15 protein-coding genes and 3 tRNA genes are annotated in these 23,819 nt (G+C 69.4%); 6 read left to right on the plus strand and 12 right to left on the minus strand.

The features are described 5' to 3' along the window. The first annotated feature begins 36 nt into the window (after window positions 1-36). The 3 genes from NGK70_RS13510 to NGK70_RS13520 all read left to right on the plus strand — a co-directional run bounded on the left by NGK70_RS13510 (window position 37) and on the right by NGK70_RS13520 (window position 2,773). Window positions 37-2,364, plus strand: a complete 2,328-nt coding sequence (locus NGK70_RS13510; protein ID WP_251969065.1) for a RelA/SpoT family protein — start codon at window positions 37-39, stop codon at window positions 2,362-2,364. A gap of 127 nt (window positions 2,365-2,491) precedes the next feature. Further along, window positions 2,492-2,568 (plus strand) — tRNA-Val (locus NGK70_RS13515). A gap of 128 nt (window positions 2,569-2,696) precedes the next feature. Continuing rightward, window positions 2,697-2,773, plus strand: a tRNA-Val gene (locus NGK70_RS13520). 74 nt (window positions 2,774-2,847) lie between these two features. On the opposite strand, the gene NGK70_RS13525 is transcribed toward NGK70_RS13520, so the two are convergent. Further along, window positions 2,848-3,486, minus strand: a complete 639-nt coding sequence (locus tag NGK70_RS13525) for a DUF2239 family protein (protein ID WP_251969066.1) — start codon at window positions 3,484-3,486, stop codon at window positions 2,848-2,850. 162 nt (window positions 3,487-3,648) lie between these two features. Between NGK70_RS13525 and NGK70_RS13530 the strand changes: the two genes are divergently transcribed. The 3 genes from NGK70_RS13530 (at window position 3,649) to NGK70_RS26475 (ending at window position 10,179) form a co-directional block, all read left to right on the plus strand. After that, a complete protein-coding gene (locus NGK70_RS13530; protein WP_251969067.1) occupies window positions 3,649-6,024 on the plus strand; it encodes a Tex family protein in 2,376 nt (791 codons plus the stop codon). Window positions 6,025-6,207: 183 nt separating this feature from the next. After that, window positions 6,208-6,798 (plus strand): polyhydroxyalkanoate synthesis repressor PhaR, encoded by a 591-nt coding sequence (phaR, locus tag NGK70_RS13535; RefSeq protein ID WP_251969068.1) that lies wholly within the window; start codon window positions 6,208-6,210, stop codon window positions 6,796-6,798. Between the two features lie 21 nt (window positions 6,799-6,819). Further along, complete coding sequence (locus tag NGK70_RS26475; protein WP_310742525.1) at window positions 6,820-10,179, plus strand: toll/interleukin-1 receptor domain-containing protein; 3,360 nt, start codon at window positions 6,820-6,822, stop codon at window positions 10,177-10,179. 71 nt (window positions 10,180-10,250) lie between these two features. Here the strand turns inward: NGK70_RS26475 and NGK70_RS26480 are convergent, their stop codons facing one another. The 11 genes from NGK70_RS26480 to thrS form a co-directional block, all read right to left on the minus strand. After that, window positions 10,251-13,253: an nSTAND1 domain-containing NTPase gene (locus NGK70_RS26480; RefSeq protein ID WP_310742526.1), complete on the minus strand. Its 3,003-nt coding sequence runs from the start codon at window positions 13,251-13,253 to the stop codon at window positions 10,251-10,253. Next, window positions 13,250-14,767 carry a toll/interleukin-1 receptor domain-containing protein gene (locus tag NGK70_RS13560; RefSeq protein ID WP_251969070.1) on the minus strand — a complete coding sequence of 506 codons (1,518 nt, stop codon included), beginning with the start codon at window positions 14,765-14,767 and terminating at the stop codon, window positions 13,250-13,252. Before NGK70_RS13560 ends, NGK70_RS26480 begins: the two co-directional genes overlap by 4 nt. 647 nt (window positions 14,768-15,414) lie before the next feature. Further along, window positions 15,415-15,491, minus strand: a tRNA-Pro gene (locus tag NGK70_RS13565). Window positions 15,492-15,557: 66 nt separating this feature from the next. Further along, window positions 15,558-16,094, minus strand: coding sequence for a MerR family transcriptional regulator (locus NGK70_RS13570; RefSeq protein WP_251969071.1), 537 nt, complete (start codon window positions 16,092-16,094; stop codon window positions 15,558-15,560). A 35-nt stretch (window positions 16,095-16,129) separates the two neighbouring features. After that, on the minus strand, window positions 16,130-16,471 hold the full coding sequence (locus tag NGK70_RS13575) for an integration host factor subunit alpha (RefSeq protein WP_428985615.1): 342 nt from the start codon (window positions 16,469-16,471) through the stop codon (window positions 16,130-16,132). A 53-nt stretch (window positions 16,472-16,524) separates the two neighbouring features. Further along, window positions 16,525-19,026 (minus strand): phenylalanine--tRNA ligase subunit beta, encoded by a 2,502-nt coding sequence (pheT, locus tag NGK70_RS13580; RefSeq protein ID WP_251969073.1) that lies wholly within the window; start codon window positions 19,024-19,026, stop codon window positions 16,525-16,527. 33 nt (window positions 19,027-19,059) lie between these two features. Continuing rightward, a complete protein-coding gene (gene pheS, locus NGK70_RS13585; RefSeq protein ID WP_251969074.1) occupies window positions 19,060-20,103 on the minus strand; it encodes a phenylalanine--tRNA ligase subunit alpha in 1,044 nt (347 codons plus the stop codon). A 129-nt stretch (window positions 20,104-20,232) separates the two neighbouring features. After that, window positions 20,233-20,589 carry a 50S ribosomal protein L20 gene (gene rplT, locus NGK70_RS13590; RefSeq protein ID WP_251969075.1) on the minus strand — a complete coding sequence of 119 codons (357 nt, stop codon included), beginning with the start codon at window positions 20,587-20,589 and terminating at the stop codon, window positions 20,233-20,235. 27 nt (window positions 20,590-20,616) lie between these two features. After that, window positions 20,617-20,820 carry a 50S ribosomal protein L35 gene (gene rpmI / locus NGK70_RS13595; RefSeq protein ID WP_025564002.1) on the minus strand — a complete coding sequence of 68 codons (204 nt, stop codon included), beginning with the start codon at window positions 20,818-20,820 and terminating at the stop codon, window positions 20,617-20,619. Window positions 20,821-20,964: 144 nt separating this feature from the next. Continuing rightward, window positions 20,965-21,513, minus strand: coding sequence for a translation initiation factor IF-3 (gene infC, locus NGK70_RS13600; protein WP_256490855.1), 549 nt, complete (start codon window positions 21,511-21,513; stop codon window positions 20,965-20,967). Between the two features lie 80 nt (window positions 21,514-21,593). Then, window positions 21,594-23,507, minus strand: a complete 1,914-nt coding sequence (thrS, locus tag NGK70_RS13605; RefSeq protein WP_251969076.1) for a threonine--tRNA ligase — start codon at window positions 23,505-23,507, stop codon at window positions 21,594-21,596. Window positions 23,508-23,819 lie beyond the last annotated feature (312 nt).

Here is a 23,819-nt window from a genome sequence, read left to right on the forward strand (position 1 = left end):
CACAAGCGTCGAATCGAACCCGCTGGAGGCCCCGCGATGAGGACCTCCACCTACGAACCCAGCGCCCTCTCGGCCACCCTCGCTGCCGCCCCGGCGGCCATCGTCGCGCTGGCCAGCCAGTTGCCGCCCGGTGAGGACGGGCCCGATGCCGCCATCGGCGATCCCTCGGGCGAGCCGGCCGGCGGCAGTGCCCTGGCGCGTGAACTCCAGCGCCTGCAGCGTGCGCGCGACTTCGCCCTGCCGCTGCTGCAGGGGCGGCGTTTTGACACCGGTGAGGAGGCGCTGGCCCATGCCGACGGCGTGGCCCAGATCCTCGCCGCGGTGGGGGCCGCCCCGGCGATGCAGGCGGCCGTCTACCTGGTCTACGCGGGCGACTTCCTGACCGACCCCGAGACGCTGGTCACGCAGCAGTTCGGCGCCTCCTACGCCAGCCTGGTCACGCACACGCGCCAGCTCGTCAAGATCCAGCGCAACGCCCGCGACGCGCTGGCCGACGAGACCGACCCCGAGGTGCTGCGCCTGCAGCTGGAGCGGGTGCGCAAGATGCTGCTGGCCTTCTCGCGCGACCTGCGCGTGGTGCTGCTGCGCCTGGCCTCGCGGCTGCAGACCCTGCGCTTCTACGCGGCCACCAAGACCCCGTGCCCGCGGGCGCTGGCGCGCGAGACGCAGCAGGTCTTCGCCCCGCTGGCCAGCCGGCTGGGCATCTGGCAGATCAAGTGGGAGCTGGAGGATCTGTCCTTCCGCTTCCTGCAGCCCGACGAGTACCGCCGCATTGCCCGCCTGCTCGACGAGAAGCGCGTCGAGCGCGAGCAGGGCATCGCCGCAGCGCAGGCCCGCCTGGCCGAACAGCTGATGCTGGCCGGCGTGCGCGCCGAGGTGCAGGGCCGGCCCAAGCACATCTACAGCATCTGGAAGAAGATGCAGGGCAAGAACCTGGACTTCTCCCGCGTCTTCGACGTGCGCGCGTTGCGCGTGATCGTCGAGGACGTACCGGCCTGCTACGCCGCGCTCAGCCGTGTGCACGAGCTGTGGACGCCGCTGCCCGAGGAGTTCGACGACTACATCGCCCGGCCCAAGCCCAACGGCTACCAGTCGCTGCACACCATCGTCCATGATGCCCAGGGCAAGCCGCTGGAGATCCAGATCCGCACCCGGGCGATGCACGAGCATGCCGAGAGCGGTGTGGCCGCGCACTGGGCCTACAAGGAGGCCGGCAGCAAGGGCTATGCGGGCGTCAGCGCCGCAGGCGACTTCGAGGAGCGCGTCGCGCAGGCCCGCCGTGCGGTGCTGCAGCAGCTGCTGGCCTGGGAGCGTGACTTTGCCGGCGCCAGCGCTGCCGAGGGCGAGGCCCAGGGCGTGCCGCAGGGCCTGTTCGAAGACCGCATCTATGTCTTCACGCCGCAGGCCACCGTGATCGAGCTGCCCGCGGGCGCCACCGCGATCGACTTTGCCTACACCCTGCACACCGATCTGGGCCACCGCTGCCGCGGCGCCCGCATCGACGGCGCGTTGCAGCCGCTGAGCACGCCGCTGCGCAGCGGCCAGACGGTGGAGATCAACGCCGCCAAGGAGGGCGGCCCGTCGCTCGACTGGCTCAACCCTCACCTGGGCTTCGTGCGCAGCCACCGCGCCCGCGCCAAGGTGCGCGCCTGGTTCAACGCCCGTGCGCTCAACGACACCATCGCCCGCGGCCGCGAGGCGGTCGAGAAGCTGCTGCAGCGCGAGGGCCGCACCGCCCTCAAGCTCGACGAGCTGGCCGCGCAATTGGGCTTTCGCAACGCCGAGGCGCTGTTCGAGGTGGTCGGCAAGGACGAGTACTCGCTGCGCCGCATCGAAGAGCTGCTGCGCCCGCCCGAGCCACCCGCGGAGGAGGCGCTGCCCGCCATCAAGCGCTCGCGGGCCGGGGAGGGCGGCAGCGGCGTGCTGGTGGTGGGCGTCGAGTCGCTGCTGACGCAGCTGGCGCGCTGCTGCCGCCCGGCGCCGCCGGACGCCATCGGCGGCTATGTCACCCGTGGCAAGGGCGTGGCGGTGCACCGGGCCGATTGCGCCAACTTCCGCCAACTGGTGGCGCGCTCGCCCGAGCGCGTCATCCCGGTGACCTGGGGCACGCAGGCCAACGATGGCAGGCAGCCGCTGTATCCGATCGACGTGTCGGTGCTGGCACAGGATCGCCAGGGGCTGCTGCGTGACGTGTCCGAGGTGTTTGCCAAGGACAAGGTCAACGTCACCGGCGTCAACACCCGCAGCGTCAAGGGCACCGCCTTCATGACCTTCACCGTCGAGGTGGCCGATGCCGGCCGATTGAGCCAGGTGCTCGCCCAGGTGGCGCGGGTGCCGGGCGTGCAATCGGTGCGGCGCCGATGAGGAGCCGTGAACGCACCTGCCCGGCCCGGCCACCTGCCGCGCCGACGCCACAGTGACCACCCGGACCGCGGAAAACGGCGCATTGCATTGACGAACGCTGGATCCGTGCTATAGTTCAAGGCTCTTCAGGCGCGTAGCTCAGCTGGTTAGAGCACCACCTTGACATGGTGGGGGTCGTTGGTTCGAGTCCAATCGCGCCTACCAGATCACAAGCGGCAACGTCGCTGATCCCCAGGTCAGCGGCGTTTTTCGTTGAACGGTCTGGCAACAGCCAAAAAGCAGAAGAGTCATCGCGGGGCGCCCGTCCGTGGTGAGCAAAGTCAGGGCACTTCAGGCGCGTAGCTCAGCTGGTTAGAGCACCACCTTGACATGGTGGGGGTCGTTGGTTCGAGTCCAATCGCGCCTACCAGGATCTGAAGTCGCAAACGCCGTCGCTCGCAAGAGGGACGGCGTTTTGCTTTGTGCCCACGCCATCCAGTCCCCTCAGGTGCCGGCGTCAGCCGGCGCCAGTCCGCGCTGCGCCATGCGGACCAGGTGGCTGCGCAGGTCCTCTGGCCAGGCCGCGATGCAGGCGGTGAACTGCGCCAGGTCATGGGCAAAGAGGGCCCGCGATGCCTCCTCGAAACCCGCCAGGTGGCTCGCCAGGGTGCTCATGGCCTGGTACGCCGCCTCGACGGCCTGCCTCGCGCGGTCGGCCTCGGCGCTGGCGCGGCGGGCGTCCTCCACGAGCCGGCGCAGCACCACCGAGGCGCCGCCGGGCTGGCTGCCGAGCCAATCCCAGTGCCGTGGCAGCAGCGTGACCTCGCGGGGCACCACGCCCAGTCTTGGCCGGCCGCGCCCGCGGGCGGCGTTGCTCCCGGCGGTGTCAGCGTCGCCGGCCGACTCGGTGGGCGCTGCCTCCGCGACGGCGGACGGTGCCAGGCGGGCCAGCACGTCGTCCGCGCTGCCGCGCAGATCCAGGTCGATGACCCGGCCGCTGCCGTCGTCGAGCACGAGCAGGTCAGGGTGGGCCTCGCCGAGCGCATGCAGGGCCAGCGCCACCTCGGCCAACGGGCCGCTGCGCCACAGGCTGCGCGCCGGGGTGAATGCGACCACGTGGGTCGTCAGGGTGGGGGTGTTCATGGCGCATATTATTGCCCGGGTGAAATGACTTCGTCAATAACATCCGGATATAAATAGATGCACCACCGATGGGCGCTCCATCGGCAGCCCGAGCCCTGATACACCCCTGTGGCACACTCGCCCGCTTTCCCGGCAGCCGGCCCCTGGGAGGGCCCCACAGACTTGGACAAAATCCTTCTACAGATTGCGGCGGAGCTGAAGGTCCGCCCGGCGCAGGTGAATGCAGCCGTCGAGCTGCTGGACGGTGGGGCCACGGTGCCCTTCATCGCCCGTTACCGCAAGGAAGCCACCGACGGCCTGGACGACACCCAGCTGCGCGAGCTGGAAGTGCGGCTGGTCTACCTGCGCGAGTTGGAGCAGCGCCGCGGCGCCATCCTCAAGAGCATCGAGGAACAGGGCAAGCTCACGCCCGAGTTGCGCGCCGCCATCGAAGCTGCGCCTACCAAGCAGGAGCTGGAAGATCTCTACCTCCCCTACAAGGTCAAGCGCCGCACCAAGGGGATGATCGCCCGCGAGGCCGGCATCGAGCCGCTGGCCGACCGCCTCTTCGCCGACCCGACGCTGGACCCGCGTGCCGAGGCCGCGGCCTTCATCACCGCCTACGAGGGGGGCGCCGAGGCGCTGGCCACGGCCGGCTTCGCGGATGCGCTGGCGGTGCTGGACGGGGTGCGCGACATCCTCTCCGAGCGCTGGACCGAGGATGCCGCTCTGGTGCGCACGCTGCGCGAGTGGCTGTGGGACGAAGGCCTGTTCAAGTCCAAGCTGATGGACGGCAAGAACGAGCAGGACGCCGACGTCGCCAAGTTCCGCGACTACTTCGACTACGACGAGCCGATCCGCCGCGTGCCCTCGCACCGTGCGCTGGCGGTGTTCCGTGGCCGCACGCTGGACATCCTGGACGCCAAGCTGATGCTCGACGAGGAGTTGGTACCGGGGCAACCGTCCTTGGCCGAAGGCCGCATCGCCGTCCACCTCGGCTGGAGCCACGCCAAGCGCCCGGGCGACGACCTGATCCGCCGGACCATCGCCTGGACCTGGAAGGTCAAGCTCAGCCTCAGCCTGGAGCGCGACCTCTTCACCCGCCTGCGTGAGGAGGCCGAGCACGTGGCCATCAAGGTCTTCGGCGCCAACCTGCGCGACCTGCTGCTGGCCGCGCCGGCGGGCAAGCGCGTGGTGATGGGGCTGGACCCCGGCATCCGCACCGGCGTCAAGGTGGCCGTGGTCAGCGACACCGGCAAGGTGCTGGACACCGCCACCGTCTACCCGCACGAGCCACGCCGCGACTGGGAAGGGTCCATCCACGTGCTGGGCCGGCTCTGCGCCACCCACGGCGTGAACCTGATCGCCATCGGCAACGGCACCGCCAGCCGCGAGACCGACAAGCTCGCCGCCGACCTCATCAAGCGCATCCAGCAGATGGCCCCGGATACGGCCATCGAGAAGGTCGTTGTCAGCGAGGCGGGCGCCTCGGTCTACTCCGCCAGCGAATACGCCAGCAAGGAACTTCCGGATCTGGACGTTTCATTGCGTGGTGCGGTGTCCATTGCCAGACGTTTGCAGGATCCGCTTGCGGAACTGGTCAAGATCGACCCGAAGAGCATCGGCGTCGGTCAGTACCAGCACGACGTCAACCAGGGCGAGCTGGCGCGCACGCTGGTGGCCGTGGTCGAGGACTGCGTCAACTCGGTGGGCGTGGACCTGAACACCGCCTCCGCGCCGCTGCTGTCGCGCGTCTCGGGCCTGAGCGCCGCGGTGGCCGCCAGCATCGTGCGCTGGCGCGACGCCAACGGCGCCTTCCGCAACCGCCGCCAGCTGCTGGACGTCGCAGGGCTGGGCCCCAAGACCTTCGAGCAGGCGGCGGGCTTCCTGCGCATCCGCGGCGGCGACAACCCGCTGGACCTGTCGGGCGTGCACCCCGAAACCTACCCGGTGATCGAGAAGATCATCGCCGCGGTGGGCCGCCCGGTGCAGGACCTGGTGGGCAACGCGGACGTCATCCGCAAGCTCAAGCCCGAGGCCTTTGCCGACGAGAAGTTCGGCGCGATCACGGTCAAGGACATCCTGGTCGAGCTGGAAAAGCCCGGCCGCGATCCGCGCCCGGACTTCAAGGTGGCGCGCTTCAACGATGGCGTCGAGGACATCAAGGACCTGCAGGAGGGCATGGTGCTGGAAGGCACGGTGTCCAACGTGGCCCAGTTCGGCGCCTTCGTCGACCTGGGCGTGCACCAGGACGGCCTGGTGCACGTCAGCCAGCTCTCCAACAAGTTCGTCAACGACGCGCGCGAGGTGGTCAAGACCGGCGACATCGTCAAGGTGCGCGTGATCGAAGTGGACCTGGCGCGCAAGCGCATCGCGCTGACAATGAAGCTGGACGCACCTGCCCAGCCCAAGGGCGCGGCCAAGGCCGCCGACAACAGCTACCGCCCGGCCGGGCGTGGTGAGCGCCATGCGCCGCCGGCCCGCGGTGGCCGCAGCGATGCGTCGGCAGGTGGCGCGATGGCCGCGGCGTTTGCCAAGCTGCAGCAGGGCCGGCGCTGAGCCCGCACCATGTCGGGCGCCATTGACTGCACCGGGCCGGCGATTTGCGCGATTGATCGATCATGCATTGAGCGGGAACAAGTTTCACCCGCTCAATGACGGGGCTGCTGCGGGTCAACCCCAGCGGGGCGTGGCTGGAGGGCCTGCCTAGAATCCCTTCAACCGTATCCAGGAGAAACAAAGATGGCCACGAACCGCCGCACTGCCGAGGACGCCTCGGGCTCGTCGGACGGTCCACGCGTGCTCAAGAAGTACCCGAACCGCCGCCTCTATGACACCCAGACCAGCGCCTACATCACGCTGGCCGACGTCAAGCAGATGGTGCTGAACGCCGAGAACTTCGAGGTGCGCGACGCCAAGTCCGGCGAGGACCTCACGCGCAGCATCCTGCTGCAGATCATCCTGGAGGAAGAAACCGCCGGCATGCCGATGTTCTCCACCCAGACCCTGGCGCAGATCATCCGCTTCTACGGCCACACCATGCAGGGCCTGATGGGCACCTACCTGGAGAAGAACCTGCAGGCCTTCTTCGACCTGCAGAAGCGCTTTTCCGAGCAGACCGGCGGCCTGTACGAGGGCAAGGCCTTCAATCCCGAGGCCTGGAGCCAGTTCATGGCCATGCAGACGCCGATGCTGCAGGGCATGATGGGCAACTACATGGACCAGTCCAAGAACCTCTTCGTGCAGATGCAGGAGCAGATGCAGAAGCAGGCCAGCAGCTTCTTCCCACCCGTGCCGGGCTTCCCGCCGCCGCCTGCGGGCGGGTCGCGCTGACACCCAAGCGGGGCCCCTTCAGTGGCCGCCCCCGGCTACGCCGCGCGGCTGTTCGGGTTCGACATGTTCGTCTCCTTCGCGCTGGGCCCTCCGCCGCGCGGGACGCAAAGTTACGCCTCGGACCTGGCGCGGCGCATGCGCGAGCGCGACTTCTCGGTGTTCTTCAGCGAAGACGAGGCACCGCCCGGCGAGCAGCTCGACCACACCTTGCGGCGCGCCCTGCTGCGCTCGAAGATGCTGGTGGTCGTCGCCAACCGCGCGACCCTCCTGGAGCCCCGCTGGGTGCGCAAGGAGGTGGAGGAGTTCCGCAACCGTCACCCCGACCGTCCGGTCATCTCCATCAGTGTCGGCGGCGCGCTGCAGGACCCGCAGGTCGGCGCGGTGGTGCAGGACTGGCTGGGCTTTCGCGACCGGATCTGGCTGGACGAATCCGAACAGGCGGTCGAGTACGGCATCGCCAGCGAAGCGGTGCTGGAGCGCCTCGCCACCGCGCCGGCGCAGCGCCGATCCAACGTGACCTGGCGCTGGGTGGTGCGCGGCGTGGCGGCGAGCCTGATGGGGCTGACGATCGGGGCCGGGTACGCGGCCTGGCGGGCCAAGCTCAACGCGGACGAAGCCAACCGCCAGAAGGAGAGTGCCCTCGCCAATCTGGACCGGGCGGTCAAGGGCGAGGCCCTGGCGAAGGCCAATGAAGACCGGGCCCTGACCGAGGCGGACCGCGCCCTGAAGGCCGAGGGCGCGGCGCTGGCGCAGCAGGCGCGCGCGCAGGAGGAGGCCGCCCGTGCACGCCAGGCGCAGACGCAGGCGGACATCGAGCGCGAGGCCGCCGTGACGCAGAGCCGCATCGCACTGGCGCGGCAGTTGGCCGCGCAATCGGGTCTCGTGCTGAACCAGAACCCGGACCGCCTGGCGTTGGCGGTCCTGCTGGCGCTCGAGTCCCAACGGCTGCGTTCGACCTTCGAGGGCAACCAGGCGCTGCGCGAGGCGCTGGCGCTGCTGCCGCACATCGAATGGTCCTCGACGCACCGTGGTGCACCGGGCCGCGGCCGGGTGCGCGCCCTGGCGTTCAGCCCCGATGGCCGGCTCCTTGCGGCCGGACGCGAAGACGGCAGCGCCGAACTCCTGGACACGCAGGCCCGACGGCAGCGTGCTCTCCTTGCACACGACGCCACGCCGGGTGTGGTGACCCATACCTCCGGCGGCGGGATCCAGTGGAAGGCGCCCGGTGTGGACGCCGAAGTGACCGCCGTGGCCTTCAGTGCCGACGGAAAGTGGGTGGCGACCGCCAGCCAGGATGGCACGGCACGCCTCTGGGACAGCGACAGCGGCCACGAGCGCGGCCGCTTCACCCATGGGGCGCCGGTCGGCGGCGTCGCGCTGCACCGGCAACGCCCCTGGCTGGCCACCGGCGGCAACGATGGCATCGTTCGCCTGTGGAACCTCGCGGACGGCAGCGAGCTGCGGCGATTCAAGGGCCCTGGCGAAGTGCGTGCGGTCGCCTTCAGCCCCGATGGCCGCTACCTCGGCGCCGCGCACGCGGACGGGTGCACCCGCCTGGTCGAGCTCGACTCGGCCGAGCCGCCGCGGTCCCTGTGTGTGGGCAGCGCCGGGATGGGGCTGGTCTTCAGCGCCGACAGCCGCCGCGTGGCCACCGCCGGCGGGTCGCATGCGGGGGTCTTCGACGTGGCCACCGGCCAGCGGCTGTTCCAGGTCACGCACCTGCCGTGGAAGGTGGACGGTTTCCCGGAACACTGGAAGTGGATCGTCCAGGTGGCGCTCAGCCCGGACGGCCGGCTGCTCGCCACCGCGGGCCGGGACGGCACGGCGCGTGTATGGGAGATCGGGGAGGTCGGGGAGGTCGGTGAGATGGCGGCGGCAGCGGCGGAGACGGGGGAGGTCGCCGGCCAGCAGCGCGAGGTCCTGCGCCTGGCGCATGCGGCCGGGGTGGACGAGGTGGCCTTCAGCCCCGACGGCCGGCAACTGGTCACCGCCTCGGTCGATGGCACGGCCCGCCTCTGGGAACTGGCGTCGGGCCGGGAACAGCTGCGGGCCGTTCACGCCGGCGATTCGGGCGTGGTGGCCTTTCACCCCGACGGCGCACGGGTGGCCTCCGTCGACGAGAACGGCTCGGTCGGCCTCTGGAACCTGAAGCTGGGCGACCAGCGGCTGCGGCTGCGGCACGACCTCGCGGTCAGGACCATCCGCTCCGACGCCACCGGCCAACGGCTTGCCACGGTGGACGACCAGGGTACCGTCCGCCTCTGGTCGGCTGACGGCAAGCTGCTGGGCCTGCGCGACCGGTTGTTCGGCGCCGATCGGTTGGGTTTCAGCCCGGGGGGCCGCTTCCTGGCCCTGCGCGGGCGCAGCCCGCGTGTGGCGCTGCTGGACCTGGGCCGCGATCTCGCACCGGTGGATCTCGCTGCTGCTGCCGATGCGGAAGACGCCGCGCTGGGTGCACGCCACCTGGCGGCACGGGACCGCCGGCATCGGCGGCTGATGGTCTGGGACGCCGAGGGCGGGCGCCCCCTGCCAATGCAGGTGGCCGCCGAGAACCTCTCGGAACTGGCTTTCGATGCCACCGGGAGGCACCTCGCCACCGTGCACCCCGATACGGCGCGCAAGCAGAACGTGATCCGCGTGTGGGCGCTGCCGGATCGCACGGGGCGCGCAGACCTCACGGATCTCACGGGTCCCACGGAGCGCGGGCGCATCGCGGCCCCGGCCCGGTCGGGCGTCGATTTTGCGCTCGCCCCCGGCGGCGCGCACCTGGCCCTGGTCGACTGGGAACGGGCCGCGGGCCGCACGCGCTGGTTCGTGGACATCTTCGACGTTGCCACGGGGCGCCGTGCGCTGCGCATTGAGGAGGACCGCGCGCCCGCGCTGCTGGGCTTCACGGCCGGCGGACGAACCCTGTTCACGCTCGGCGAAGCAGCCGCGGACCAGGCGAGAGAACTCCGGGTGTGGGATGCGGCGAGCGGCCAATTGCTGAGCCGCCTGCGGCACGAGAAGGACATCGACCGGCTGCGCCTCCCGCAGAACGGCGACGAGATCGCCACCCAGTCCGGAGGCAGCCTCCGTGTATGGCACTCGACCACTGGCGAGCTGCTGGGCCAGGTCACGGGCCGCGCCGGATTCCAGGATTTCGAGTTCAGCCCGGATGGCCAGCACCTGCTGACGGCCGGGCGTGACGGCGAGGCCGCGCTGTGGCTGTGGCGCAGCACCGACCTGGCCCAGGAGGCCTGCCGGCGCCTGACACGCAACCTGACCCAGGACGAATGGCGGCGCTACCTGGGACCCTCGCCGCACCGCGCCACCTGCCCGAACCTGCCGCTGGTGGATGCCCCGGGCAGCGGTACAGGGCCTGCAGGTCATCACCGGTAGCGCAGGGGCCGCCCCGTAGCGCAACCACCCCGACCCGCCGGCCCGCAAGGCCACCCCGCGAGCCAGAGCCGCTACCGGACGCAGGCCCGAGCCACCTCGGGCGTGTAGCAGGCCAGCTTGGGCAGGTAGGTATCCCACTCCGCTGCGCTGAACGGCCGGTCGGCACGCTGGCACAGCGCCTGCACCAGCAGCGCGCTGCGCGTGGTGCCCAGCTTGGCGCCGCTGGCCGCGCTGTCGGGTGACAGCAGCGCCATCGCCGCCGCCGCGTCGAGCCGGCGCAGCGCCCGCCACAGGGCGTTGTAGACGGCCGGCTGCGCCGCATCGTCGGCATCGTGCGGCGTCCAGCGCCAGGCCTTGACGGCCAGCATCGCGGCCAGGTCAGGCGGCTGGCCGGGCCGGGCGGCACCGGCCAGCAGCGGGGCCACGGCGGCGTCCATCTGGCCAGTGGAACGCAGGTTGTCGGTGCGCAGCTTGCGGATATCGCTGTCCAGTCCGGCGAGCTTCCAGGTCGCGGACGACACCTCCTGCTGGAGCTTGGACACTTGCTTGCGCAGATCCTCGATCCGAGCCAGCTGGCGTTGGTTGGCTTGCTCCTGATGTGCAATCTCGGCCAGCAGCTCGGTGCGGCGGCGCTCGGCCTGGGCCACTGCGGCGCGCAGGGCCACCTGGCGCTGCTGCAGGGCGCGCTGCACCGACGCCAGCCGGGCCAGTTCCTGTCGCAGCAACTCGCGCTGCGTCTCCAGCAGGCGGTTGGCCTGCTGCAGCCAAGCCGCCTCGTCCAGCAGCCGGGCCCGGGCTTCGACCAGCGCCGCCAGCTCGCGGGCCAGCGCGTCGATGCGGCGGCGCAGCGCGTCGGTGCTCTCGGCGTCGGGCGGGACCACCACGTCCGGGTCAAGGGCCATGACTCGCTTGGCCGGCTCCGCCCCTAACGCTGCCGCCAAGGGCGGCTCCTCTGGCACTGCCATCACCGGCGCGCAGGTCAGCGTTTCGGCGACCAGTGCCCGCAGCCGCCGCTGCACGATCGTCAGCGCCTCGACCTGGCTGATCAGCACCTTGGCCTGCACCGCCAGCGTCGCCGGCACGCTGTCCAGTTGCATCTGGCCCCACCGCAGGTGATCGGCCTCGGCGTCTAGGTGCCGGCCGGTGGCCACCAGCGCGTCGCGCCGGGTCTCCAGCAGGCCGTACTCCAGCTTGAAGCGCGACAGCTCGACATCGAGCCCGCGGTTGGTCTCGCGCAGCCGGGCCACGTCGGCCTCCAGCGGGGCACGGCGGGCGTCCAGCGTCGCCACCTCGGCCTTCAGGCGTTCGTGCATGGCACGCAGGTCCTGCACCGCAGCCAGCTGAACCGCCTGGGCCGCCTCCGCGCTGGCACGTGCCTCGCCCAGCCGCGCCACCTCGGCCTGCAGGATGCGGTTCTGCTCGCCACGGGCCTCGGCCAATTCGGCCTGCTGGCGGGCCAGTGCCTGCTGCTGGCGCGCGTCGATCACCAGCCAGGCGATGGCCGCACCCACCAGCGCCAGGCCGCCCAACGCCGCCGCCGTGCGCCGCAGCAGGTGGGCCCGGCGGCTGCGCTGCAGGAAGGCCATGGCGCGGTCGAACTCCTCCGGTGGGTCGCCCGACCAGGCAGCGGTGGGCGCTGTGTCCTGGCGCCAGCGCCAGCCCAGCGTCAGCTCGGGTGGCCGCCACAGCCCGGCCTCGCCGGCGGCATGCTGGCGCGCGCTGCGCTGCAGCCGGCGATAGACCTCGGTGGCGCGGGCCTCCTGCTGCACCCAGCCGACCAGGCGCTGCCACAGCCGCATCAGGCTCTCGTGCGCGATGTCCACCACGTCGTCGTCGCGCAGCGCCACGCCAGCAGCCGGCTGCAGAAAGGCCCGGCCCGGGGCGCGGAAGACGTCAATCACGCGGGCCAGCTCCTCCGGCTGCGCCGCGCAGGCCTGCCGCAGCACGCCGAAGGCGGTGGGCCGGCGCAGGCCCAGGCCGTCGTCGTTGGTGACGGTGAGCGCCTTGAACAGCCGCTCGGCAATGCCCTGCTCGCGCGGCCCGGCCAGCTCCTTCCAGGCCAGGTCGGCATGATCGGAGAGCGCGTCGCGCAGCGTGCCGATCTTCTGGTAGTGGCGCAGGTCCAGCGGCTCGCCGGCGGCATGGTCGGCCGCCCAGGCGTCCCAGGTGCGCATCAGCGCGTGCTGCAGCACCGGCAGCTGGTCGCTGCCCGCATTGGCCTCGGCGAGCTCGCCCACCTCGTTGAGCAGGCGCACCAGCAACCGCGGTGCCACGCCCACGCCGCGCACCGCTGCCGGGCCGGTGATGGCCGCGCGCAGTGCGTCGCGCGACAGCGCCGGCACCAGGTACTGGCCGGCGTTGATCGCCTCGGGCAGGCCCTGGAAGGCCATGCACTCGCCGATGAACTCCGAGCGCATCGTCAGCACCACGTAGATCGGCGTGACCCCGGCGCCCGCTGCGCGGGGCCCGTCGGGCGTGCGCGCGGCCTCGAGCAGCAGCTTGACGAAGGCGGTGGCCTCGTCGTCGGTCTGCGGCCCATGAACGTGGCGGTGTCGGTGGCTGTCGCGGTGGCGATGGCGATGGCGGAAGCGGAACAGCTCCTCGAACTGGTCCACCACCAGCACCAGGTTGTCACCCGGCGGCAGCGCCGCCTGGTGCACCGCGGCGGCCAGGCCCAGGCTGCTGTCGCGCAACGCCACCTCCAGCGGCAGGCGCGGCGCGGTTGCGTCAGGGGCGGCAGGCGTGTCAGGACTGGCATCGCCCAGCACGCCGGGCCTGGCCAGCGCGGCGGCCAGGTGGCCGATCGGGTCCTGGCCGGGGCCGAAGATCGCCACCCGCCAGCGGCTGCCCGCGCCCGACATGAAGCCGGCGTGCAGCGATGGCACCAGCCCACAGCGCACCAGCGAGCTCTTGCCGCTGCCCGAGGCGCCCACCACCGCCAGCAGCCGCGTCTGGCGCAGGCGCCGGCGCAGCTCGTCGGTCTCGCGCTCGCGGCCGAAGAAGCAGCTGCTGTCGTCGGGCTCGAAGGCGCGCAGCCCCGGGTAGGGGTTGGCCGGGGCGGGGTCGGCGGTCACTGCGGCCCCTGCAGCGCGGTGACGAAGGCCTGCAGCGCGGCGGGCGCGAAGCCGTCGGGCATCGCGATCAGCGGCGCCTCGCGGGTCAGCAGCCGCTGCTTGGCCGGCGTGGCGGGTGGTGCGATGCAGATGCCCGAGGCCCGCAGCGGCGCGTGCCGCCCGAGGGCGGGCAGCCGCCGCAGCTCGGCCAGCTTCTGCCGCAGCCAGAGCTCGCCGCCGGCACCGTAGTACAGCAGCAGGCCGTCGCAGTCGCGCAGCTCGGTGTCGTTGAGTTCGCGCAGCTGCGACTCGTCGCCCTCGAACAGCGGCAGCACCACCTCGAAGCCCAGGCCGAACAGGTGCTCCTGCAGTGGCTGCACCGCAGCCTCGTCGTCGGCGCTGCAGACCAGGTAGATGCGCGTGGGCTGGCCGCCTGCGGCCTGTGCCGTCAGGGCGGTGGCCTGGGCGGCCCTGGCGGCCAGGGCATCCTGCGCTGCCTGCATCCGGCGCACGACCTCGGTCTTCAGGGCTTCGAAGGAGGTCTTCAGCAGGTCGGAGCCTGGGGCCGGGATCGGGTCGTCGCGCAGCGCATCGAGCAGCGCGCGCTGGCGCGCCTCGGCCGAGTCAGCATCCGGAGCCAGCCACAGCAGCCGGGCCAGGCCCTGGCCGTGGTTATGGTCATTTGCCCTGGCGCTGCTGCGGGCCTGCTCGGCGGCGATACGGGCCTGCAGCGCCTGCATCGATTCGTCGCTGCCCTCGGGCACCAGGCCCGCGGTGGCGCCCAGCAGGTGCACCGAGAGCAGCACCTGGGCCATCTGCGCGCGCACCAGCGCCTCGGCCTCGGCGGCCACCAGCGGCAGCTCCACCGTAGGCAGCACCCGCCAGCCCTGGCGCAGCAGCTCACGCCGCAGCGCGTCGTGCGGCTCGCGCAGGTCGGACGTGACGGTGGCCAGGTAGGCCGCGGGTGGTGGGGTGCCGGCGTCGGGTTGTTCCAGCTGCTTCAGCAGGTCGGCGATGTCGTAGGCCAGGTCGTTCAGCCGCACCCAGAAGTCGCGTTCGGCCTCGGCACCGTAGACCTTGTTGAACTCCAGCGGACGCCCATTGCCCGGCTGCAGCCGGTAGAACTCGTAGCCCAGCAGCGGCTGCACCAGCGCCGGCACGCGCTGGGAATCGACCGGCGTCTTGACGACCTTGAACACCCGCGCCTTGTGGCCCTGCACCGCGCCGCCGGACTGTGCCGCGGCCTGCCAGAAGCCGGTGAGCTCGCGCTGGCACCAGTCCGACGCGAGGTAGCGCGGCGTGAACACCGACACCAGTGCCGCCGCATGCTGGTAACGCGCGGCCAGTTCATCGCCGAACACATCGTTGCCCTGCAGCTTGGGGTCGCGCCAGATGCGCGGCGGCTTGCCCATCACCTCGCCCAGGCGCTTGCCCAGCGCGTCGGCGAAGCTGGAGATCCAACCCTCGCTGCCAGCCGTCAGCGCCTGGTTGTCCAGGTGGGCGTAGCTGATGAAAACGTCATCGCTGAATGCCATGGCCCGGCGCGCTCCAAGGGTGCGATGGGGACAGTATCACGCAACACGCGCGCTTGGTGGCCGGGCGCAGGCGTTCAGCGAAAGCTCCCGCCACCAGCAGGAAGCAGGTCGCGTTGAGTGCAGCCGTGCTCCCCCCTGACGGCGCGGCGTACCCGCCCCACCAACGGCTTCGGCAGCGCAGCGGCCACCGCCCGCCAGAGGCCCGTGCCTGCAGCTCATCAGGCCGGCCCGACGCCGCATCAAGCCCGGTCCACAGCGCAACAAAGCCACCCCGCAAGCCAGCTGGCAGCACCCCGCCTGATTGCAGGCCCGCGCCCACACGCTGCAGGCAGCGGTGCTCGGCTGTCTGTTGTTGAGGAGCGGGCTTCGACACACATTCCCTGCGACGAGCACCTGCTCGCAGGCGCATGTCTTCGCTCTTGCGTTGACGCAGCGGCGAGACCGCCGGGGTGGTCGTGTCCATGGTTGCAGCTCCGTTGATCAACGAGGCGGATTGCCTCGCTCGTCAACTTCGCAGAACCAGGGCGCCATGGGTCGCCGCAACCTCCCCGGAGCGCCTACCGCGCGAGCGGTTTAGTCCTCAGCCCCATCGTCGGCCACAAAGCAAAAAGCCCGGTGTCTTGTGAACACCGGGCATTGCCGTTCTTTGGTCGGGACGGCGGGATTCGAACTCGCGACCCCTTGCACCCCATGCAAGTGCGCTACCAGGCTGCGCTACGCCCCGACTGAGCCTTGCATTATAGGGGCGGGAAAATAGTCGTGTCCAGCAAATTGATGTGTTCCTGCAACATCAGAACCCGGCGTCCAGCAGGGCGCGGATGGAAAGCAGTTCGTCTCGCAGACTGCGCGCGGGCGCAACGCTCAGAACCGCATCCACGGGGCGTTGTTGCAGCGCGGCGGTGGATGTGGCAACAGCCGCGCTGCCGCGCATTTCGGGCACCTGATCGATGGCGAGGATCGACACGGTCGGTACCGGGAGGTCCATGCTCCGATCCGGCTCGAGGTCGAACTCGGCGTTGCCCAGTCCCGGTGCCTGGTCGGTCCAGTCGTCCCCGTCGAGTGCGCTGGCGGGCCCCAGTTCCGTCAGACGATTGCGCGCGCCGCTGATCGTGAAGCCCTGCTCGTAGAGCAGGTCGCGGATGCGGCGGATCAGCAACACCTCGTGGTGCTGATAGTACCGGCGGTTGCCGCGCCGCTTCATGGGGCGCAGTTGTGTGAACTCCTGCTCCCAGTACCTGAGCACGTAGGGCTTGACGCCGCACAGTTCGCTGACTTCACCGATCGTGAAGTAGCGCTTGGGCGGGATGGCCGGGAGGGAGTTTTCCATTGGAAATCAATGGGTTCGAGCAGTCAGCTTTGACTTTACTCGAACTCTCCAGGCGGTGGCGCCTCGCCCTGTACGACGGCCTTGAGTTTGTGGCTCGCGTGAAACGTGACCACGTTGCGTGCGTCGATGGGGATCGCCTCGCCCGTACGAGGGTTGCGCCCGGGGCGTGGTGCCTTGCGCCGTACCTGGAAGTTGCCGAAGCCGGAGAGCTTGACATCCTCTCCGCGCACGAGGGCTTCATGCACATACTGGAAGAAGGCCTCGACCATGTCCTTGGACTCACGCTTGTTCAGGCCGAGCCGCTCGAAGAGCAGCTCGGCCAGCTCGGCCTTGGTCAGCGTCGGGGTCTCGAGGCTCGGCAGGATCACGGATTCCATGCGGGTCGACCGATCGTCCATGGTGGTGACTCTTCTCTCGCGCTCGCGGCGGCTCAGCCGCCGCGCAGACGCGCCCCGACAGCCTGTTGGGCGGCATCGAGGACGGCGCGAACCACCTCGTCGCTGCGCTCGTCGGTCAGCGCAGCCCGCTCGTCGAGCAGCTCGAGACGGATCGCCAAGCTGCGCTCATCGGCACCCAGGCTGTTACTTGCGGCAGCGGCCGCATTCGTGGCGTTGGGGCGATAGACATCGAAAAGCCGCGCACCGCGCAGCACACCGCCCGTTGGCGCCGCCAGGATGGCGGACATCAAGGCATCGTGACGCACGTCTTCGCGCACGATCAGCGCGATGTCGCGGGTCACGACCTGCTGCTTGGGGACCGGGACATAGGCTGGCACGTCACGTGCGAGCAAGGCGGGCACGTCCAGCTCGAAGACCACCGGTGCGCCATGGCCCACCGGCAGCTCGTAGGCCTGGCACCAGCGCGGGTGCAGTTCGCCGACGTGGCCAATGACCTGGCCGTCCAGTTCGACACGTGCGCAGCGGCCCGGGTGCATCGCCGGGTGGCTGTCGGCCACGAAGCGGGCGGCGCGCGGCGCCAGCAGGGTCTCGATGTCGCCCTTGACGTCGAAGAAGTCCACTGGACGCTCGCTCACACCCCACTGCTGGCCATCGGCCGGTCCCCATGCCAGGCCGCCCAGGCGCAGCGGCTGGTGCACGCCGACCACGCTGTGCTCGGAGGTCGGCACCGACGCGTCGCGCATGAAGACCCGGCCCAGTTCGAATACCCGCACGCGGTTGGCGCGGCGGGCCTGGTTGTGGCGCAGCACCTGGATCAGGCTGCCGATCAGGCTGGATCGCATCACCGCCAGCGGGGCGGCGATGGGGTTGAGCAGGCGGATGGGTTGCTCGTTGCCGGCCAGCTCGCGCTCCCAGCGCTCCTCGACGAAGCTGAAGTTGATCGTTTCCTGGTAGCCCAGCGCGGCCACCTGCCGGCGCACGGCGTGGCTGCTGCGCTGCGACTCGGGGCGCACGCGCGAGGTCACCGGGGCCTGTGGCGGCACGAGCGGCAGCTGATCGAATCCGATGATGCGGATCACGTCCTCGATCAGGTCTTCCTCGATCTGCAGGTCGAAGCGCCAGCTTGGCGGGGTGACGGTCAGCACGCCGGGAGCCTCTTCGACCTGGAGACCCAGGCGTTGCAGCACCTCGACGCACTGCGCCTGGCTGACCGGCATGCCGATCACCTTGCTGGCGCGCTCGACGCGCAGGCGCACCGGGGCGCGCTGGGGCAGGCGGGTGACCTGGTCATCGACGGGGCCGACCACGGTGGTGGCATTGCCGCAGATCTGCAGGATCAGCGCGGTGATGTGCTCGATGTGCTCGACCGTGAGGGCAGCATCGACGCCGCGCTCGAAGCGGTGGCCGGCGTCGGTCGAGAAGTTGAAGCGGCGCGAGCGCCCGGCCACGGCCTCGGGCCACCAGAAGGCGGCCTCGACGTAGACGTTGCGCGTGTCGTCGCCCACGGCGGTGGCGTCGCCACCCATGATGCCGGCCAGCGACTCGACCGTCTGGCTGCCGGCGTGGGCGTCGGCAATCACGCCGACCTGCTCGTCCAGCGTGATCGTGTTGCCATTGAGCAGCTTGAGGGTTTCACCGGCACGGCCCCAGCGCACCACCAAGCCACCGTGGATCTTGTCCAGGTCGAAGATGTGGGTGGGCCGGCCGAACTCGAACATCACGTAGTTGGAGATGTCCACCAGCGCGCTGACCGAGCGCTGCCCGCAGCGGGCCAGCCGATCGACCATCCACTGCGGCGTCGGCGCCTTGGGGTCGATGCCCTTGACCACGCGGCCGGAGAAGCGCCCGCACAGGTCCGGGGCCTCGATGCGCACCGGCAGCTTGGTGTCGAGCTGAGGCTGCACCGGGGGGATGGCGGGCGACTTGAGTGGCGCGCCGGTCAGGGCGGCCACCTCGCGGGCGACGCCGTACACGCTCAGGCAGTGGCCCAGGTTGGGCGTGAGCTTGAGGGTGAAGAGGGTGTCGTCGAGCTTCAGGAACTCGCGGATGTCCTGACCGACCGGTGCGTCGGCCGGCAGCTCCAGCAGGCCGCCGTGGTCCTCGGACAGCTTGAGCTCGCGCGCGGAGCAGAGCATGCCGAAGCTCTCGACGCCGCGCAGCTTGCCCTTGCCGATCACGAACGGCTTGCCGTCTCCATTGGCCGGGTCCGCAGGAGGCAGCTCGGCGCCCACCGTGGCCAGCGGCACCTTGATGCCGGCGCGCGCATTGGGGGCGCCGCAGACGATCTGCAGCGGACCGTCCTTGCCGTCCATCTTGAAATGAGGGCCGGCATCGACCGTGCACACGCGCAGCCGATCGGCGTTGGGGTGCTGGTCGGCAGTGAGGATCTCGGCCACCACGATGCCGCTGAACGGCGGCGCCACCGGGCGCAGCTCCTCGACTTCCATGCCGGACATCGTCAGCAGGTCGGCCAGCGCCTGGGTGCTCAGGTCAGGGTTGCAGAACTCGCGCAACCACGATTCGGGGAATTGCATCTCTTCGTTCCTGGAACAGGGGTCGGCGGGCGTTTACTGGAACTGGCTGAGGAAGCGCAGGTCGCCGTCGAAGAACAGGCGCAGGTCGTTGACGCCGTAGCGCAGCATCGTCAGCCGGTCCGGGCCCATGCCGAAGGCAAAGCCGATGTAGCGTTCCGGGTCGAGGCCGAAGTTGCGCACCACGTTGGGGTGCACCTGACCGGAGCCGGCCACCTCCAGCCAGCGGCCCTTCAGCGGGCCGTGAGCGAAGGCGATGTCCACCTCGGCCGAGGGTTCCGTGAACGGGAAGAACGACGGGCGGAAACGCAGCTGCAGGTCGTCGGTCTCGAAGAAGGTGCGGAAGAAGTCGGTGAAGACCGCCTTCAGGTCCTTGAACGACACGTTCTCGCCGATCCACAGGCCTTCGCACTGGTGGAACATGGGCGAGTGGGTGGCGTCGGAGTCGACGCGATAGGTCCGGCCCGGCGCGATCACGCGGATCTCGGGCATCGGGTCCATCCCCGCGTGCCGGGCGGCGTGCACACGGGAGTAGCGCACCTGCATCGGTGAGGTGTGCGGGCGCAGGCACAGCGGGCGGCCCGCTTCGTCGTTCATGTCGACGTAGAAAGTGTCCTGCATCGAACGTGCCGGGTGATTCTCCGGGTTGTTCAGGGCGGTGAAGCTGTACCAGTCTGTCTCGATCTCGGGGCCGTCGGCCACGTCGAAGCCCATTGAGGCGAAGATCTGCTCGATGCGCTCCAGCGTGCGCGATACCGGATGCAGGCCGCCCATGCCGCGCTGGCGGCCGGGCAGCGTCACGTCGAGCGCCTCGGCCCTGAGCTGGGCTTCGAGCTGGGCGGCGGCCAGGGCCTCGCGGCGCTCGGTCAATGCGGCTTCGATGCGGCGCTTGGTCTCGTTGATGGCCGCGCCGCGGGTCTTCTTCTCTTCGGGCGACAGCGCAGCCATGCCCTTGAGCAGTTCGGTCACACGCCCGGACTTGCCGGTGTAACGCGCCTTGGCATCTTCCAGCTGGGCCGGCGTGACGGCGGCGGCAAAGTCGGCCGACGCAGCCTGGACCAGTTCTTCGAGATCGTTCATGACAGGACGTTCAGTATCCGGTGCCCAGGCGGCCGGGTGGCCGTGCGGCGGGCAGAAAAAAAGGCCGAACGGGTGTCGGCCTTTCCAGGTCGCCAAGGGCTGGCATGCCAGCCCTTCACGACAAGTCGCTCAAGCGAATTGGGCCTTCACCTTGTCCACGATGCTGCCGAAGGCAGCGGGATCGTTGACGGCCAGGTCGGCCAGCACCTTGCGGTCCACTTCGATCTTGGCCTTCTTCAGGCCGGCCATGAAGCGGCTGTAGGTGACTCCGAGCGCACGGCTGGCGGCGTTGATACGTGCGATCCACAGGCGGCGGAACTCACGCTTCTTGGCACGACGGTCACGGTACGCATACTGACCCGCCTTCATCACCGCCTGCTTGGCGATGCGATAGACGTTCTTGCGACGACCCCGGTAGCCCTTGGCGAGCTTCAGGATCTTCTTGTGACGGGCATGGGCGGTAACACCACGTTTGACGCGAGGCATGTATTGACTCCTTCAGGTCGTGGTGAATCAGAGACCGGCGAACGGCAGCATTTGCGCAATGTGACCCATGTTGGTCTCATGCACATTCACTGCACCACGCAGGTGACGCTTGTTCTTGGTGGTCTTCTTCGTCAGGATGTGACGCTTGAAGGCCTGACCGCGCTTGACGGTGCCACCAGGACGCACGCGAAAGCGCTTCTTGGCGCTGCTCTTGGTCTTCATCTTGGGCATGACTGCTCCTTTTGCTTGTTCCCGTGCGGCGCCGCGAAACTGATCGCGATCTTGGGAGCCGACGGGCACCGGGCGACAGCAGCGACCAAACCGCTGCCACCTCGTCCTTGCTTCAAGCCCGGTTCAAACCGGACTCGACGACATTCACTTCTTCCTCTTCGGACCCAGCACCATGATCATCTGGCGCCCTTCGAGCTTGGGCATGTGCTCGACCAGCGACACATCCGCCAGCTCGTCGCGGATGCGCTCCAGCAGGCGCATGCCGATGTCCTGGTGCGTGATCTCGCGGCCGCGGAAGCGCAGAGTGACCTTGCCCTTGTCGCCTTCTTCCAGGAAACGACGCAGGTTGCGCATCTTGATGTTGTAGTCGCCTTCGTCCGTACCGGGACGGAACTTGACTTCCTTCACATCAATGACGTGCTGCTTGGCCTTGGCCTCAGCCGCCTTCTTCTGCTCCTGGTACTTGAACTTGCCGTAGTCCATCAGGCGGCAGACCGGCGGCTGTGCGGTCGGCGCAATCTCCACGAGGTCCACGTCATGCTCTGCCGACAGGCGCAGGGCCTCCTGGATGCTGACGATGCCGAGCGGCTCGTTCTCTGGCCCGTTGAGTCGCACCTCGGGCGCAAGGATCTCGCGGTTCAGGCGGTGCTTGCGCTCGGCGTTGGGCGTACGGCGATCAAGAAAGGTAGCGATGGTCTGAGTCCTCCAGGGCCTGGGGCCCCACGATCAATGCAGCGCGCCAGAACAAAGAGCAACAGACCACCGACCAACCCTCAACGGGTCAACTCGGCAGCAAGCTTCTGGGAGAAGGCCTCCAGGGCCATCACTCCGAGGTCCTGATTGCCCCGGGCGCGCACGGCGACGGTTCCAGCCGCCTTTTCCTTGTCACCGACAACGAGCAGGTACGGAACCTTCTGCAACGAATGCTCTCGTATTTTATACGTGATCTTTTCGTTGCGCAAATCGACGGCCACCCTAAGTCCTTGTTTTTGCAGCGCTTTGGCCACATCCTGGACGTAGTCGGCTTGGCCGTCGGTGATATTGAGGAGCACCACCTGCGTCGGAGCCAGCCACAGGGGCAGGGCGCCAGCGTGTTCCTCGATCAGGATGCCGATGAAACGCTCCAGGCTGCCCAGGATGGCCCGGTGCAGCATCACCGGGTGCTGGCGCTCGCCGGACTCGGCGACAAACTCGGCCCCAAGCCGCTCAGGCAGCGAGAAGTCGACCTGGATCGTGCCGCACTGCCAGTGGCGGCCGAGCGCATCCTTCAGCGTGTACTCGATCTTGGGGCCGTAGAAGGCCCCCTCGCCCGGGGAGATCTCGAACTCGCAGCCGGAGTTGCGCAGGCTGGCGATCAGCGCCGCCTCTGCTTTGTCCCAGAGGTCATCGGAACCGATGCGCTTTTCGGGCCGCGTGGCGACCTTGTAGAGGATCTCGGTGAAGCCGAAGTCGGCGTAGACGTTCTTCAACAGGGTGGTGAAGGCATCGCACTCCGGCAGGATCTGGTCTTCGGTGCAGAAGATGTGGCCATCGTCCTGCGTGAAGCCGCGCACCCGCATGATGCCGTGCAGGCCGCCGGTGGGCTCGTTGCGGTGGCAGGCGCCGAACTCGCCGTAGCGCAGCGGCAGGTCGCGGTAGCTCTTGATGCCCTGCTTGTAGATCAGGATGTGGCCGGGGCAGTTCATCGGCTTGAGCGCGTAGTCGCGCTTTTCCGATTCCGTGGTGAACATGTTCTCCCGGTACTTGTCCCAGTGGCCGGTCTTTTCCCACAGGCCCTTGTCGAGGATCTGGGGCCCCTTGACCTCCTGGTAGCCGTTGTCGCGGTACACGCGGCGCATGTACTGCTCGACCTCCTGCCAGATCGCCCAGCCCTTGGGGTGCCAGAACACCGTGCCGGGCGAGTGCTCGTCCAGGTGGAACAGGTCGAGTTCGCGCCCGAGCTTGCGGTGGTCGCGCTTCTCGGCCTCCTCGAGCATCGTCAGGTACTTCTGCAGGTCGTCCTTGGTCGCCCAGGCGGTGCCGTAGACGCGCTGCAGCATCTCGTTGCGGTGGTCGCCGCGCCAGTAGGCGCCGGCCACCTTCATCAGCTTGAAGAACTTCAGCTTGCCCGTGGACGGCACGTGCGGGCCGCGGCAGAGGTCGGTGAACTTGCCTTCGGCGTAGAGCGAGACGTCCTGGTCGGCCGGGATGCCCTCAATGATCTCGGCCTTGTAGGCCTCGCCGATGGACTTGAAGTAGGCCACCGCCTCGTCGCGCGGCAGCACGCTACGCACCACCGGCTCATCCTTGGCTGCGAGTTCGCCCATCTTTTTCTCGATGGCCACCAGGTCCTCGGGCGTGAAGGGGCGCTTGTACGAGAAGTCGTAGTAGAAGCCGTGCTCGATGGTCGGGCCGATCGTCACCTGCGCGTCCGGGAACAACTCCTTCACCGCATAGGCCAGCAGGTGGGCGGTGGAGTGGCGGATGACGTCCAGGCCATCGGCGTCCTTGGCCGTGACGATGGCCAGCGCCGTGTCGGCCTCGATGCGGTGGCTCAGGTCGACCAGCCGGGCCGATTCACCGGTGCCGATGCGTCCCGCCAGGGCGGCCTTGGCAAGGCCGGCACCGATGGAAGCCGCAACGTCTCCCACCGTCAGCGGAGCGTCGAACTCCCGACGCGAACCGTCGGGCAACTGGATGGAAATCATGGAGTGCCCTCTCTCGGCGGCCCTGCGCGAACCGCTCTTGGCGACATGAAAAAAGCGCGGTGGGTCGCCGCGCTTTTCTCAGGGGGAGGATGAACGTGCGAGAACGGCGGCCGACCGACTAGACCTCGGTGGAGGCAGTGAAGGAGGCGGTGCTCGTTCGCGGTGTCATAACCGACTTGCCTTTCTCGCTCTTGCTCGTTGATCGAATCCCACATTTTAGTGGCTCCGAGAACGGAAAACCCGGCCGAGGCCGGGCTTTCGACTCAGGTCGCAGCCAAAACGCCGCTACTGGAGTGGATCGGCCGCCCGATC

Source organism: Sphaerotilus microaerophilus (genome assembly GCF_023734135.1).
GTDB classification, from domain to species: Bacteria; Pseudomonadota; Gammaproteobacteria; order Burkholderiales; family Burkholderiaceae_C; genus Sphaerotilus; species Sphaerotilus microaerophilus.